This window comes from Streptomyces sp. NPDC002845 (assembly GCF_053591955.1).
This window is the reverse complement of record NZ_JBSFUU010000140.1, coordinates 1-14,715: the sequence shown is the minus strand read 5'-3', so window position 1 is coordinate 14,715 and position 14,715 is coordinate 1. Positions and strand designations below refer to the sequence as shown.

The window sequence follows — 14,715 nt, the reverse complement described above, 5'->3', positions numbered from 1 at the left end:
CCGCCCGCAGACCCGGAAGATGATCACTCATAGCGTGGAATCCGCCACCGAGCGGCCCCTCACCATCCCTGGTCACCGAAATACATCGGAACCCCCCAACATCCCCGCGCCGCGCCCGGTCCCGCCCCGAGCCCGGCAGGCCGTCCTGGCCGCAGGCGGCGGCCGCAGCCGCACCGCGCGCACCCTCGCCGCCGTCCTGGGACCCGTCGAAGCCTGCGGCCAGATCGCCGAAGGCGCCGGGTTCTCCGACACCCTTAACCGGGCCGCCTACACCCTCGGCGGCCTCATCGCCGCTGGTCGCCTCTCTCAGGAGGAAGCCGAACGCGCCCTGCCCGAGAGCGCGGCCGCGGCCCGCCCGGGTCAGGAACGCCGCGCCGAGCAGATCATCCGCAGCGGCCTGGCCGCAGGCCTGAAACGCCCCCTCCACCAGGAGGGCCGCCCGTGAGTACGCCCCGCCCAGAGACACTCTTCGAGTTCGACCCTCAAGCCGTCGCCGAACAAATCCGCACCCAACCAGGCGTGCCGGTCCCGGCCCAGGCCGAAGCCCCGCGCCCCTCCACAGGGGAGGCGACCGAGGCCGGGCTGCTGCCCGACACCCTCACTGACCGCGGCAACGCCAAGCTGTTCGTCAAGCTGTACGCCCAGGACTTCCGGCACGTCCCCGGGATCGGCTGGTACCGGTGGGACACCACCCGCTGGCAGGTCGACGAGGACGACACCGTCCTGTGGGCCGCCGGAGACCTCGCCGAAGCCATCGCCACCCACGACCCCCGCGGACTGTTCACCACCACAGCCCTGCAGCGGCACCGCCGCCGCGCCCTGTCCACCACCGGCATGAACGCCATGCTCACCCAGGCCAAAGCCGCCCCGGGCATGGTCCTCAACGCCGCCCTCCTGGACGCCGACCCCTACGCCCTGTGCACCCCCGAGGGGATCGTGGACCTGCGGACCGGACTGGTGAAGACCCCGGACCCGAACAAGGACTTCCACTCCCGCTCCACCACCATCGGCCCGACGCCCATGCCCACCCCGCGCTGGGCGCGGTTTTTGACCGACACCTTCGGCGGCGACGCCGAAGGCCGGGAGATGATCGCCTACCTCCAGCTGCTGCTGGGCTACTCCGTCACCGGTGACGTCGGCGGCCAGGTGCTGCCGTTCCTGTTCGGCTCCGGCAAGAACGGCAAATCCGTTCTGCTGGACGTGCTGATGAAGCTGCTCGGCGACTACGCCGACGCCGCCCCGCCCGGCTTCCTGATGGCCCGCCCGTATGAGGGCCACCCCACCGACCTTGCCGAGCTCCACGGCCGCCGCGTGATCGTGTGCAGCGAGGTCAAACACGGCGACAAGTTCGACGAAGCCCGCGTCAAGCTGCTGACCGGCGGCGACCGGATCAAAGCCCGCCGGATGCGGCAGGACTTCTTCAGCTTCGCCCCCACGCACAAGCTGTGGCTCCTGGGCAACCACCGGCCCGAGGTCGGCACCGGTGGGTTCGCCTTCTGGAGGAGGATGAGGCTCATCCCCTTCGAACGCGTCGTGCCCGACGACCGGAAGATCGACAACCTGGCGGACATCCTCGTCACCGAGGAAGGCCCCGGGATCCTGGCCTGGCTCATCGACGGCGCCCGCCGCTACCTCGCCGGTGACAAGGACCTCACCGGACCCGTACGCGTCCGGATCGCCACCACCGCGTACGCCGAAACCGAGGACCACACCGGCCGCTTCTACGACGAGTGCTGCACGCTCGGCCCCGACCTGCGCGCGGAACAGGCCGCCCTCTACGCCGCATACAGGTCGTGGTGCCAGAATGAGGGCGCACCTGCCGTGTCCTCGCGGGCGTTTGCCGCCCGTACCCGGGAACTCGTGGGACTGGCCTCGCCCAAGGAGATGATCCTGTCCAACCAGCGCAAGCACTACCCGGGCATCGGACTACTCGACCAGGAAAGGGACGCCGGCGCATGAGCTCCCTGATCACCGAGGACGAGATCAGCCACGAGACCGACCTGGTGTGGCTGGAAGACATCGAGCACCTCGACTACGTCCGCCAGAGCCTGGACCGGCTGCCCACCCGCAAGGGCAAACCCGCCTACCACCGCGACGGCCGCATGGTCGGCTATGCCCTCCTCGGCCCCCAGGCGAAAGCCTCCCGCGCCTCCGGCACCTTCCGCCGCCGCGTCTTCTGGCTCCTGCCCCACGACCGCGACAGTCAGCCCGACGGTCTGTACGCCACCGGAGCCCCGGCCGAGGCCGTCGACCCGCGCACCCTCGAACCCCGTGTCAAGGGCTACAAGACCGAACGCTCCGAAGGTGGCCCACCGTCGACCGCCATGCAAGAACTCGGCATAACCCTCCCGTTGTGACCACGCAGATGCTCGCAGGGCGGGAAGCGGGAGAAGAGGTCATGGACCCACGTGGCGGGGACTACGAGCAGCAGGCGCGCTACTTCGCAGCCAGGGCCGTGCTGGACGGCGAGGCGCTCACCGAGGCGCAGGAGCGGCTGGCGCGGGCGGTGCTCGAGACTGTGCTGCTGGCCGGCCTGCCGTCGTACAACATCGAGGCGGCCGCGGACGGGGAAGAGACGGGAGTGGCCCTGGTACCGGAAGGCCGCCGCGCGCTGCGGGTGGTGTGGCAGCAGGACCCTGCGGCCGCTCACCACCTGCCCTTGGAGCTGCGCGATGCCCAGCAGGCCGCCATGAACCAGGCCCTGCGCACGGTCCTGTCCGCGCGGTTCTGGATCGCGGACGGCCTGCTGGGCGAGGCTCCCCTCGTCCTCGGGTTCACCGGCCCCGACGGGTGAGCCCGAGCGGTTGTGATCTGCGCGGTTGTGGTGGGCAGGCGATGTTGTCGGCGGCCACCGGCCGCGGCTGCTGCTGGGACAGCAGGTTGTCATTGTGAGGTGAACCCGGTGCAGTTCATCGGGGTGGCTGGACCGGAACCGGCGAGTTGGCCCAGAGAGGCGGATGGGCGATGCTGTTGCAGCAGGCACGGTCTTCCATTGTGGTGATCAGCGAACTCGACACTCCGTGATCACCGGGAGCCGTGCCTGCGTGCATCTGCTGATCCATCCGGGATCACCATCACGGCCGAGTTGGGGTATCAGGCCCATACCGTCTACGTCGGGCCGATCGCGACAACGACGGAGCCCTGGTGAGCAAGACCCCCTCGCGAGCCATCTTTTGACTGATTTTGAATGTTAAGCGACATAGAGGATCGCGCTCTTGTTGAATTGCGACCAGCTGTATTCGTCGCATGACACAGGAGAGTCGACATGCGTATTGCACGTGTCGCAGTAACCCTCACGGCGACCGTTTGTGCCGTCGTGGCTGGTACGACAACAGCTCTCAGCGCGCCCGCTGCGGAGCCCATACCGGAGGTTGGCGTACTGACGCCCGAAGCCGAGGCGGAATTGAACGCGGAGCTCGAAAAGAGCGAGCCCGTCATCGCCACCTACAACGGCAGACAGATAAACCTGGCTGACGGTTGGCACGGTGCACAGGCTTGCACGGAAGTCCCGAGCGGGGAGGTCTACTGTTACGACAGCGTCCAGGAAGCAGATGAGGCTCTTCCGCGCATCGACCCAGCGGGGGAAAAGCTCCGCGCCGCCAGGGCCGACGTAGCCCCCAAGGTCGACGTAGGCATATTGGCCTTTAGTGACTGTGCCTTCCCGTACGTCTGTCTCTGGGAGAACGGGAACGGTGGTGGCCGCAGACTTCAGTGGTCTGCGGACGGCACCAAGCAGTTGGCTGACTGGAACTTCAGGGACAAGGCAAGTTCCGGATGTGTCAACCGGGTCAGTGAGGGCGCACTCGTCTATGACGCCCGGACCGGCCTTCCCGACCCGTATATGGCTCTCGCTAACCGCTACTGCTATAACTTCATCAATGCCAGCTATCCGACCGGGGGAAGTTTCAATGACAAGGCCGACTACTTGAAGCTGTAGCTGTGAATTCGACGATGTCTCAGGTGGCCTGTGGGTGAGCCGCGGCATCGTCGTTTTCATGAGTGCTGATCTGTCGCGGCAGCGGCCGGTTCTGACGAGTTGTGGGATTCGGTCGCCGCTCGCGTTGCGCTGCGACCTGCGGAGTGTATCGTCCCCCAGCTTTCCGGACGGTGTGCGCCGGCGTCGCCAACACCACCCTGGTTGCAGTACTGGAACGAACCGGGGAGATCAGGCTGCGCCGGGCGCTCGGCGCGCGGGCCGGCACATCACCGCTCAGTTCCTCACCGAGTCCGCGGCCCTCGGCGCGCGGGCGGGCTGATCGGCACCACCCTGAACACGCTGACCGTCCTCGTCATGGCCCGTTACCCGCCAGTGGACCCCCGTCATTCCGTCCCTCATCGGCACTATCGCCCCAGTCATCGGGCTGGTCACCGGCCTCTATCCGGCCTGGCGCGCCGCCCGCATCCGGTCCGCCGAAGTTCTCCGCGGCTGAGCCGATGCCCCAGGCACCGGTGCGGCCGCGGAGTTCGTCCAGTCAACTGCTCCTTTCTGCCTTGGAGAACTCTTGAAACGACGAAGAAGCCGATACAGAAGAGGATGGGCCGCCGTGGCGGCGTGTGCTGCGCTGACCGGCGGCCTCCTGCAGGCCGCCGGGCCGGCGACCGCGGCACCCGAGCCTGGCCGAGACAGCGCACAGGCCGCGCCGACGCCTCCGGGCCACGTCGTGAATCCGGGCAAGAAACTCGGCCGAGGCTGGAAGACTTCGCCGGACCGGGCTGTCACTTCCGTGGCCGACGCCGACGGCCTGCGCATCCTCACTGCGGACAGCGCCGAGGCGTACGCGTGGCAGACCGCTGCTGTCCTGGCCGAGCCGGGCATGTCGGCGGACACGTGGATCGGCAACGAGTGCGTCATGGATCGCTCGCACGTCGCGGTCGCCTACGCGCCCCGCACTTTCACCAACCAACCGGACCTGATGCAGGGCGGTGCGTTCACTGCCATCGTCGACCTCGAAACCGGGGAGGTGACGAAGCTGCCGTTCACCGCGTCCTTGGCCTACTTCGACCCGTCCTGCAACCCGGACACGCATACGGCCGCCTTCACGGCCTTCCGGGACAGCAAGAGCCGTATCGTCACCGTCGACACGTCCGGTGACACCGTTGCCGACACGGTCGCCACGGGGCAGGTGACCTCCGCCGTTCCGGTCGCGGACGGTGCGATCGCCGCGCGCGGCCACCACCTGGTACACATCGACCGGTCGGGAAAGGTCGAGAACCTGGCCGACACTGAGAACGTGCCGTTCGAGATCCGGGTGGCAGGCAAGGACCAGGTTGCTTTCCTCGACCGCGAGAACGACGACATCGCACACGCCAGACTGTGGCGAGGGCAGGGGAACCCGTCGACGCTCGCCTCGGGCAAGCTCGGAGACCTCGCCCTGAGACAAGGCGGCACGGGTCGGGTGTTCCTCACCGGTCACCCCTCCGGCACACCGCGCACCGAGGGAACAGGGGTCACGGCACTCGACGCGTCCGCCGACGCCGATGTCTCCAGCCATGGACGGCTGGCCGTCGACCCGGTCCTCTCGCCCGGAGTCCGCGCCGGTCTGGAGCGGATTCAGGGCGCTGGGCGGGACTTCACGAACGCGGAACCGGTGCCGCAGGACGGCAGTGCGCAGCCGCCGCAGACTGGTGACGAGGAGCCGCTGACGGTGACCTCCACAGCGACGGCGACCGGGAAGAAGGTCACGCAGTCCGTGACGGACCAGGGCAGCGGATTAGGCAATGGCGCCCTCTCGCCCGCCCTCGACACCAGTAGTGATGGCGGGGCGCGCACCCAGCTGATGCGTACCGCCGCAGCCGCCAGTGTCTCCACCAACCCGATCGACACCGACCGCTGGTGCTCTGTACCCCGCAATGACGTGGGTAGCCAGGCACTGCAGCCGACCCCGAACCAGGTCGAGTGGGCCGTCGACATGGCCGTGCGCGGTGAACTGCGCTCCGGCTGGCTCCGGCAGGGCGGCTGGCGCTCCCAGGCCGGCCTGGGCACGATCGACCCGCAGGGGCTGTTCCCGCCACCGACGCTGAACGGCGGCGGACGTATCCCCGCCCAGGTCATCCTGGGCGTGCTCGCCCAGGAGTCGAACCTGTGGCAGGCGGAGTCGGGGGCGGTACCGGGCCAGATGGGCAACCCGCTCGCGGCCGTGGCCGGCTTCTACGGCCACAGCGGCAGCACGTCCGACGAGTACTGGAAGATCAACTGGGACGAGTCCGACTGCGGCTACGGTGTCGGACAGGTCACCGACGGCATGCGTATGGCCGGACGAGAGAAGCCCGGCGAGACCGGCCTGGACCCGAACGTGCAGCGGGCCGTCGCCCTCGACTACACGGTCAACATCGCCGCCTCCATGTACATCCTCGCCGACAAGTGGAACGAGCTCCACACCGACGGGCAGACCATCACCATCAACAACGACGACCCCGCCAAGCCGGAGAACTGGTTCGCCGCACTGTGGAACTACAACCTCGGTTTCAACCCGGCCGGTGCCCCGAGCGAGCCGTGGGGCCTGGGCTGGTACAACAACCCGGCCAACCCCATCTACCCGCCGTCCCGGCTGCCGTTCCTGGACACCAGCGTCAACCCGGACGCCAACCATGACGCGGCGCACCCGCAGGACTGGCCGTACCAGGAGAAGGTGATGGGCTGGGCCGCCTGGTCCATCGACGCCGGTTACTCCTACTCCACCTCCGGACGGCAGGACTGGCCCGGGGAGTCCGGGTTCGCCTCGGCCGGGTTCCGGCCCGCCTGGTGGGTCAACGACCTCCAGCGCAGCTTCATCAAGCCGGACCTGGACACCTTCTGCAACGCCGCGAACGACTGCGACGCCGACAGCCCGCCTGAGTGCGACACGGTCGCCTGCTACACCGAGCACTGGTACCACGAACCGAACGTGACGTGGAAGGAGGACTGCGACAGAAGCTGCGGGCACGAGAACATCAAGTACGTGACCCTGCGCTCGGAGCCGGGCCGCGGCTACCGCCTCCGGTACGGCACCCCCGAATGTTCCACCAATGGGCTGCCTGCCGGGGCCCTGATCGTCGAGGCGATCAAGGACGGCAACCCTACCTGGAGCGACTGCGGCACGGCAGACTCGGACGGCAGCTTCCAGTTCTCCTTCTACTCCGACTCCGACAACGAGTACGAGGCCAAGGGCGATCTGCACCAGATCGGCGGCGGCTACGGCGGTCATTTCTGGTACACCCACACCCGCGACACCGCTCATCTCGGCGGCGCCGGCGGCCGGATGACCATCGACGGCACATGGACCCTCGGCCGGAGTGTGGAGTGGGCCCGTGTTTTCGCGCACCAGCCGGACACCGGAGCCCACACCCAGCAGGCCCACTACGTCATCGAGGGCGTCGCGGGCGGTGAACGTCACCGCTACATCAACACCCACTACAACGAGAACACCTGGGTGGAGCTGGGTGTCTACCGCTTCACCGGGACACCGCGCATAACCCTGACGAACACCACCGAGGACGGCACCGCCGACGAGGACGTCGCCTGGGACGCCGTCGCCTTCCAGACACTGTCGGCCAAGCCCCAGCACATGGTCGTCGCCATGGGCGACTCCTACACCTCCGGTGAAGGTGCCGGAGCCTACTCACCCGAGTCCGACAGGGACCACGGGGAGAACAGCTGGAACGCCTGCCGACGCAGCGCCAACTCCTGGCCGCGCAAAGTCCTGTTGCCCGGCCAGAGCACCAGCCTCGGCGGACTTGCGGACAGTGACAGCACCACCGTCGACTTCCTGGACGTCAGCTGCTCCGGCGCGCACACCTGGCAGTTGACGACAGGAGACCCCACACCATGGGGAAGGATCGGCAACTACCACGAGAAGAGCCAGATCGACTCCGGTGTCCTCAGTTCGGACACCACACTGGTCATGCTGACCATTGGCGGAAACGACGGCGACAACTTCACCAACGCCGTCATCAACTGCTACGTCATCGGGGTGTGCGACCCGGCCGACTACACGGGCAAGGCCGACCAAGCGGTCACGGACACCGGGGTGCTCATCCGTCAGATCGCGAGCGCCGCGCCGAACGCGCAGATCGTGCTCATGGGCTACCCCCGCCTGGTCAGTGACGAGCCCTGCGTGACAGCTGACTTCGACGCTCTGAACTACCTGGCCGACTACGTCCGCGACAAGCAGACTGCCAAGGTGGACGAGTTGAGCAAGGCGGGGCTCAAGGTGGCTTTCGCCGATCCGATCCCCGCGTTCCGGGGACACGGAATCTGTGACAGCGACGAGTGGATCAACCGCATCGTGGCGGGCCCGAACGGCGATGGCGATTTCCACGACGGGGACCCGGCCAACCAGGTCCCCTGCCTGCCCTGGCCCGGGGACGACATCTGTTCCAGCCTCGAGTCGTTCCACCCGAAGAACGCTGGCACCACGGGCTACGCCCGGGTCATGGAGCAGTCACTGGCCGACATGGGGTACAAAGGCAGCTAGTGGAACCTGACAAGACTGGCAGTGCGGTGGTCACGGGGCGGGCGAACCGCCTCGTGACCACCGGCTGCCTGACCGTCCTGATCGCACTGATCATCGTCCTCGGCGTCGTCGTCGCCTGGTTGTGGTACTCGGCCTGGCACGCCGGGAACGTCAACAGCGAGCGCAGGGAGAAGGCACTCGCATCGATCCTGGAGCAGGCCCGTGCCACGGCGGACGACACGGCCCGGGTACTCGACACGAGCGGCGCCACCGACGCCGACGTACTCACCGAGGTGATCTGGCGGCACACCGAAGCTCCCGTGATCACCTATGACGCGTCCCGCCGCGAGTTCACCGCCACGGCCGCCAAGTCCGCCCAGTACGACGAAGACGTAGTCCTCCTCGGAGGAGGGCCCGTCCAGGTGACCCAGTGCCTGGTCTTCACCTACACCCACCGCGCCGACCAGGCGTGGACCTCACAGGTCTCCAAGCGGTACGACGATGTGTGTCGTCCAAGCACCGAGATCGGCGGCCTGGTCAGCCTGACGCGGACGCGTATCTCGAGCATGCCTGTCGAGGAGCTGACGCGCACCGGCGTGCAGAAGGCCCTCGACCCCACCGGACGGCTGCGCTCCTACGACGTCAAGAGCGCGGTGCGCGAGGGGAACACGGCGACCGTCTCCATCCTCGTCTCCAGCCCGGGCACGACGGTCGACCAGTGCTACCGCTTCACCCGACCCGTCCCCGGCGACGACGGACAGCATTCCGCCACCGCGATTCCTGTACCTTCCTGCTGAGCCTGCGGCCATGACACCCGAGCAACGAGGCAGGACCACACCCTGGGCGAAAGCCCTGAGTGTGGCCTGGCTCGGCACCTCCAGCCACGACTGAAGCTCCTCCTGCGCCCGCGCCTCCCGCTGTTCGAGCAGGCTGATCACCGACGGCATCGCACCCTCCAGGGTCGACAACAACCGTCCGCTGCCTGCCCTACCCCTTCGCGATCATGCCCCGAACAGGAAGAAGCTCATCGAGCAGGGGTTCTTTTTGCCACTACGCACTCACGCTTGGTCCGAGCAACCGCTGCATACCAAGGGCGGGGGTGCCGACGTAATTCGTTGACCAGCATGAACGCCGGGTATACGCAGCTCACGACGACCGTGGGCGATGTCCGGTTCATCCAGTCTTGACACGATGTAAGCCAGGTAAAGTCCGGAACGAACTCGCGGACGATCATGTGGCGCCCCAGGTCAGCGAATTACGTCGGTACCCCGGGCGACGACCGCGTGCCAAGGACACGGGCAGCGAACGCGCGCTGCCCGGCCGGAGGCGCAAAGGCGTTGCACGGTCGGTTGATCAGGCGGCCGAGCGACTGCCCTGACTGGAACCACGGGCAGGCCTCTGGCCAGCATTTTCGACGATGCCGCTCTGGGTTACAGCCGTGGAGGTTACCGGCGTACCAGCCTTGCCCCAGGCGTTGTCCTCGACCAGTACGGTGCGTTCGCCGAGCAGCTCTTTGGTCTCCTTGTCGAAGATCCACTCAAAACGTTCACCGTCATGCTCCCGGGCGACCGCGACTCCGTGACGACCGGCGGCGTCCACTGCGTCCGAAACGACGATCACTCCCGGGATGCGGGCCGCAGCGCGGAAGAGGGCAGCGCTCACGTCCGGTGGGGCAACCGAAGCCCGGAGCAAGTCGCCGATGGTGACAAAGGCCTCTTGGTCCGGCCCGGTGGTCGAGTCCGAGCCCGACCCGTGGTTCAGGTTCGCATCCCGATAAATAGTCTCGAGCAGAGCACCTGGTTCAGTCGGAAGCCCTGCCAGAAAGCGGTACGTGGGCAGGTTCAGGCTGCCCTCCCCCGGCGCCGGCAGCCAGGTCGCACTGCCCCCCGGCTTTCGCTGCATCGTGCGATCACTGCCGTCCACGGACGTCCACTGCTCGTAGCTCTCATCCTGGCGCAGACGCTCCATCGCTCCGTCCTTGCCTTCGGACAGCGCCGTGGTGTGACCGGTCACCTTGACGTATGTGTACTGCTCAGGGCGAGGAACCGCACCAGGATCCGCCACAGCGGCGAGCGCCGCCTGCTCCAGGAGCTGCACCGATGCCTTTGATGCGGGCGGCGTCTCGGAGGGTGGCTCGGTGGCCGTGATGCTGAGCCCGGTCACGACGACCGCGACGCATGCCACGGCCGCAGAGGCAACAACCATCGCCACGCGCCTGCGCCGGACGACCCGTTGGGGAGCACCCGATCCGGTCTGCTGGTCGATCTGCCGCAACAGGTTCTGCTTGTGCACGTGGAAGAGTTCAGGTGCCGGCTCGGGATACGGGGCGGCCGGAAGCACCGCTGCCGCATCGGCTCGCTCGGCCATTTCGGACTTCTCGACCTTCATCGCGTCTTCCTTCGGGTTGCAAGCGCCTCTGCTGGACTGCCTACTGCTGTGTGTCCGCTGGCGGGTGCCGGTTCCATGTCATCCGCACCTGGCCGCAGTTCCGCTTCGACCAACCGGCGCAGTTTGTTCCGGGCGCGCGACAACCTGGAGCGGACCGTGCCCGTCGGTACGCCAAGGGCCTCAGCGGCCGCCGAATAGCTCAGCCCCGACCAGACGACCAGACTGAAGACCTCACGCTCGCTTCGCTTCAAACGGCTCAGCGCCGTGGCCGCCGCCGCGAGCCGTTCCGTGTCGGCCAGCTGCCCGACCACCTCGTCCGCGATGTCAGGGAACGCGTCGTGAGGCGGCAGCCGAGACATGGCATCCCGATGCCGTCGTGCCTTTCTCGCCCTGTTGCGCAGTACGTTCGTGGCGATGCCCAGCAACCAAGGCCTGACGCTGACCACCTCGCCCCGCAACTTGTCGCGCAGCCGCCAGGCCACCAGGAAGGTCAGTGACATCACATCCTCAGCGGCGGCCCAATCGCCCGTTGTGCGTATGGCATGGGCGTAGACCACCCGCGCATGTTGATCGAAGATCTCGGCGAACGCCTCGCGCTCGCCCGACCGGATCCGCTTGTTCAGTGAAGACTCCACGACTGCAAGTGTCCACAGAGCTTCGCTAGTTCCACTTCCGTTCCAGACGATTGCCTCAACGTCTTCACCGGCAGCAACATCGGGACCTTGAACGGGCAGCGAAAGCGGGGCCCGACCGGAACCGAAACGTGAAAAAGCTGGGCAGACCAGCGGAAACGACCTGCCCAGCCACAGCCACCGACCCGAAACAGCCCAGAAGACCCTCGACGACCTGCGCCGTATCGTGCGGATGCTGACCGGCAAGGGAGTGTGCGTGGAGTTCGTGAAGGAGAGCCTGACCTTCACGGGCGAGGACTCGCCGATGGCCACGTTGCTGCTGTCGGTCATGGGCGCGTTCGCCGAGTTCGAACGCGCCTTGATCCTGGAACGCCAGAAGGAGGGCATCGCCGATCCACGGCACGAACCAGCCCCCGACACGCTACGAGCTGGACACGTTAGCTCGTACGTGGGTGGACAGATGAGGTCGTACGCCGACATCTCCCCTCCACTTCGTCTCCAGATGCTTGCGCCATCCCGGCGGCGGGGGCCAGGGGACGCCCCACTCCGCAAGCTGCTTCTTCGTCCAGCCGCCAGCAGGAGTCTGCGCGGCGGCCACCTCGTCAGGGGAGGGCACATAGTTGGCCATGAGGCGATGCTGCCCCGCACAACCGATGTTTCCAACGCCGTCGCCTCGGCATTCGGGGTAAGGAGGGACGACGTCGCCGAAGCCATCGGTACCGGACCCCGACGCCGAACTCTGGCAACTGCCCGGACCCTCCCGCACCTGCCGGTGAATCCTCGCCGATCACTCGGGCCACGTCGAACCCCAGGCTCGGAGTCTTCATCCGGTCAGGTCAGGACAACAGGCCGCTTCGACATGCGCCCTTCGGCGACGGCAGCAACCAGATCAGCAAGGCCTACCGGATAGACCGTCTCCTGGGTGACCTGCAGTTCGGTATGGACCCACCAACGGTACTCGCGGATGTTGTCAGGCTGCGTGGCGCGGGCCGGGTCAACGTCGGCCGCGGAGACCCTGATGAGGAAGTACTTCTCGACCTGTCGGACTTCGCGGCCGCCAACCAGGTGGTCCTTGCTGCGCTCCGCGAGCTGGGGCCCGAGCTCGACCGCCTTCTCGTCGACGCCGAGCTCTTCCCTCAATTCGCGGAGCATCGCTGTGGTGTGGTCCTCCCCGTCCTCCAGTGAGCCGCCGGGTGTCGCCCAGAAGCCGCCGTTCTCGTCGTAGCGCAGGAGTAAGACGCGGGTGTCGGCGTCGAGGACGATGGCGCGGGCAGATTCCCGGTGGGGTGGAGGCGTCATGCCGTTCAGTGGGGGCGTCGCGAATTTACGGGTTGCTTCCGGGGCTTGGGCTCGTTGATGTGATATGGGCCGTTTCGATGAGTTGATCAGTCCGTTGCGGGCGAAGTTCGAGGCGGTGACTCCGCATCTCAACGAGCGGCAGTGTCGTCTGCTGTATGCGGCGGAAGCGCGGCAACTCGGACATGGCGGGATCGCGGCTGTCGCCAGGGCCGCGAGGGTCTCCACGGGGTGCGTCAGCCGGGGCCTTGTCGAGTTGGAGGACGATGCCGAGCCCGATGGCCGGGTACGCCGGCGAGGTGCGGGGCGTCCCGCGCTGGCGGCGAAGGACCCGGGGCTGCGAGCTGCACTGCTGGCGCTGGTCGAGGACAGCACGCAAGGTGACCCGATAGGGCCGTTGACCTGGACCACGAAGTCGCTGCGGCATCTGGCCACCGAGCTCGCCGCCCAGGGACGCGCGGTGGGCCGGGACGTGATCGCCGCATTGTTGAAGGAGGCGGGCTTCAGCCTGCGGAGCAACGCCAAGGTCCTGGCCGGCAGCTCTCACCGGGACCGCGATGCCCAGTTCCACCACCTCAACGACACGGTGCGCCAGTTCCTGGACGCCGGCGACCCGGTGATCAGCGTGGACACGAAGAAGAAGGAACAGATCGGGCTGTTCGCGCAGGCCGGGCGGGAATGGGCCCCGCCCGGCAGGCCCGTGAAGGTCCTCGATCACGACTTCCCCTCCCAGGCGGTCGGCACCGCGATCCCCTACGGCATCTACGACGTCGGACGCAACACCGGCTACGTAGTGGTGGGCACCGACCATGACACCGCCGCGTTCGCGGTGGCCGCCCTGCGCCGCTGGTGGAAGGAGGAGGGGCAGGCCGCCTACCCGAACGCGCGCCGCCTGCTGATCACCGCCGACGGTGGAGGCTCCAACAGTTCCCGGGCCAGGGCATGGAAAGCCAACCTCGCCGCCCTGGCCACCGGGACCGGCCTGGAGATTAGTGTGTGCCACCTACCGCCCGGCACGTCGAAATGGAACAAAGTGGAGCATCGTCTGTTCTCATTCATCTCGATGAACTGGCGGGTCCGCCCCCTGACCAGCTACGAAGTCGCCCTGAACCTCATCGCGGCCACCACCACGAGCACCGGGCTGAGCGTGAACGCCCGTCTGGACGAGGGCACCTACCCCATCGGCATCGAGATCGACGCCCAGCACGCCGCCGCGCTCACCATCACCCCCGACAGCTTCCGCGGCGAGTGGAGCTACACGATCCCGCCCCAGCCCGGTGTCCCCGCCGTGCCCCTCCAGCCACCCACCCGCCGGGCCCACCCCCGCCACGCCCACACCTTCGACACCGCCATGGCAACCCACCCCGTACTGACCGGGATGACCCGCCACGCACTCGATCAACTCACCACGGACGTACGCATGTTGATCGATCAAGTCCCCGCCGGCCAGCGCCCCCGTCACCGCAAACTCGCCGTGGAAAGCATGATCTGGGCCGCCGTTCTCGATCAGCGCGGGCTGCCCTGCTCACTGACCGCCCACCTCTTCCGCATCGGCGAGAACCAGATGCGCACCCTGATCAAGCAGGTCCGGCCCCTGCTCCAGCAACGCGGCCACCACGCAGAGCCACTGCCCATCCGACTCGTCGGCCCCAGCGAACTCGCCGCCTATGTCATGCACGCAACATCAACGACAGGCTGACGTGACACGCTCCATTAATTTATCGACGCCTCCGCCCTGCGCGCCAACGGCGACTTCGACACCTACTGGACCTGGCACGAGAAGCAGGAGTACGCCCGCAACCACCAGGCCCGCTACCGCGACCAACTCACACTCACGGCCTGATCGACAACACCCTCATTGGATCTGCACCCTTCCGACATCACGCTGGGAACGCCAAGCGCTCAATAGCGGGACTCTCATCGATGAGGCCCACGGGCTTCCAATGAGGGTGGGGATTACTGAGACA

At 67.3% G+C, this 14,715-nt stretch carries 11 protein-coding genes and 3 pseudogenes; 10 read left to right on the top strand and 4 right to left on the bottom strand.

All coding sequences use genetic code 11. From position 1 onward, the window contains the following. The 8 genes and pseudogenes from ACWD3C_RS46250 to ACWD3C_RS46215 form a co-directional block, all read left to right on the top strand. A pseudogene (locus ACWD3C_RS46250) lies at positions 1-445 on the top strand (bifunctional DNA primase/polymerase); the annotation flags it as partial. Next, a complete protein-coding gene (locus ACWD3C_RS46245) occupies positions 442-1,959 on the top strand; it encodes a DNA primase family protein (RefSeq protein ID WP_451154448.1) in 1,518 nt (505 codons plus the stop codon). The pseudogene ACWD3C_RS46250 and the gene ACWD3C_RS46245, both read left to right, overlap by 4 nt. After that, complete coding sequence (locus tag ACWD3C_RS46240; RefSeq protein ID WP_451154446.1) at positions 1,956-2,357, top strand: DUF6009 family protein; 402 nt, start codon at positions 1,956-1,958, stop codon at positions 2,355-2,357. Before ACWD3C_RS46245 ends, ACWD3C_RS46240 begins: the two co-directional genes overlap by 4 nt. Next, positions 2,354-2,794, top strand: coding sequence for a hypothetical protein (locus ACWD3C_RS46235; RefSeq protein WP_451154444.1), 441 nt, complete (start codon positions 2,354-2,356; stop codon positions 2,792-2,794). The genes ACWD3C_RS46240 and ACWD3C_RS46235 overlap by 4 nt, the downstream gene beginning before the upstream one ends. 471 nt (positions 2,795-3,265) lie before the next feature. Further along, the gene (locus ACWD3C_RS46230; protein WP_451154442.1) at positions 3,266-3,937 is read left to right on the top strand and encodes a peptidase inhibitor family I36 protein; all 672 of its coding nucleotides are present in this window, start codon (positions 3,266-3,268) and stop codon (positions 3,935-3,937) included. 179 nt (positions 3,938-4,116) lie between these two features. After that, positions 4,117-4,430 (top strand): annotated as a pseudogene (locus ACWD3C_RS46225) (ABC transporter permease); the annotation flags it as partial. A 114-nt stretch (positions 4,431-4,544) separates the two neighbouring features. Then, positions 4,545-8,453: an SGNH/GDSL hydrolase family protein gene (locus ACWD3C_RS46220; protein WP_451154440.1), complete on the top strand. Its 3,909-nt coding sequence runs from the start codon at positions 4,545-4,547 to the stop codon at positions 8,451-8,453. Beyond that, positions 8,453-9,229, top strand: coding sequence for a hypothetical protein (locus tag ACWD3C_RS46215; protein WP_451154438.1), 777 nt, complete (start codon positions 8,453-8,455; stop codon positions 9,227-9,229). The genes ACWD3C_RS46220 and ACWD3C_RS46215 overlap by 1 nt, the downstream gene beginning before the upstream one ends. A 556-nt stretch (positions 9,230-9,785) precedes the next feature. On the opposite strand, the gene ACWD3C_RS46210 is transcribed toward ACWD3C_RS46215, so the two are convergent. Then, positions 9,786-10,820: a CU044_5270 family protein gene (locus ACWD3C_RS46210; protein ID WP_451154436.1), complete on the bottom strand. Its 1,035-nt coding sequence runs from the start codon at positions 10,818-10,820 to the stop codon at positions 9,786-9,788. Continuing rightward, a complete protein-coding gene (locus ACWD3C_RS46205) occupies positions 10,817-11,455 on the bottom strand; it encodes an RNA polymerase sigma factor (RefSeq protein ID WP_451154450.1) in 639 nt (212 codons plus the stop codon). The genes ACWD3C_RS46210 and ACWD3C_RS46205 overlap by 4 nt, the downstream gene beginning before the upstream one ends. 229 nt (positions 11,456-11,684) lie before the next feature. On the opposite strand from ACWD3C_RS46205, the pseudogene ACWD3C_RS46200 reads away from it, so the two are divergent. Continuing rightward, positions 11,685-11,786, top strand: a pseudogene (locus ACWD3C_RS46200) (hypothetical protein); the annotation flags it as partial. 87 nt (positions 11,787-11,873) lie between these two features. On the opposite strand, the gene ACWD3C_RS46195 reads toward ACWD3C_RS46200, so the two are convergent. Together ACWD3C_RS46195 and ACWD3C_RS46190 are read right to left on the bottom strand one after the other, a co-directional pair. Further along, positions 11,874-12,080, bottom strand: a complete 207-nt coding sequence (locus ACWD3C_RS46195) for a hypothetical protein (RefSeq protein ID WP_451154434.1) — start codon at positions 12,078-12,080, stop codon at positions 11,874-11,876. Between the two features lie 203 nt (positions 12,081-12,283). Beyond that, positions 12,284-12,751 carry an NUDIX hydrolase gene (locus tag ACWD3C_RS46190; RefSeq protein ID WP_451154432.1) on the bottom strand — a complete coding sequence of 156 codons (468 nt, stop codon included), beginning with the start codon at positions 12,749-12,751 and terminating at the stop codon, positions 12,284-12,286. A gap of 64 nt (positions 12,752-12,815) precedes the next feature. Between ACWD3C_RS46190 and ACWD3C_RS46185 the strand changes: the two genes are divergently transcribed. After that, positions 12,816-14,447, top strand: coding sequence for an ISAzo13 family transposase (locus ACWD3C_RS46185; RefSeq protein ID WP_451154430.1), 1,632 nt, complete (start codon positions 12,816-12,818; stop codon positions 14,445-14,447). Positions 14,448-14,715 lie beyond the last annotated feature (268 nt).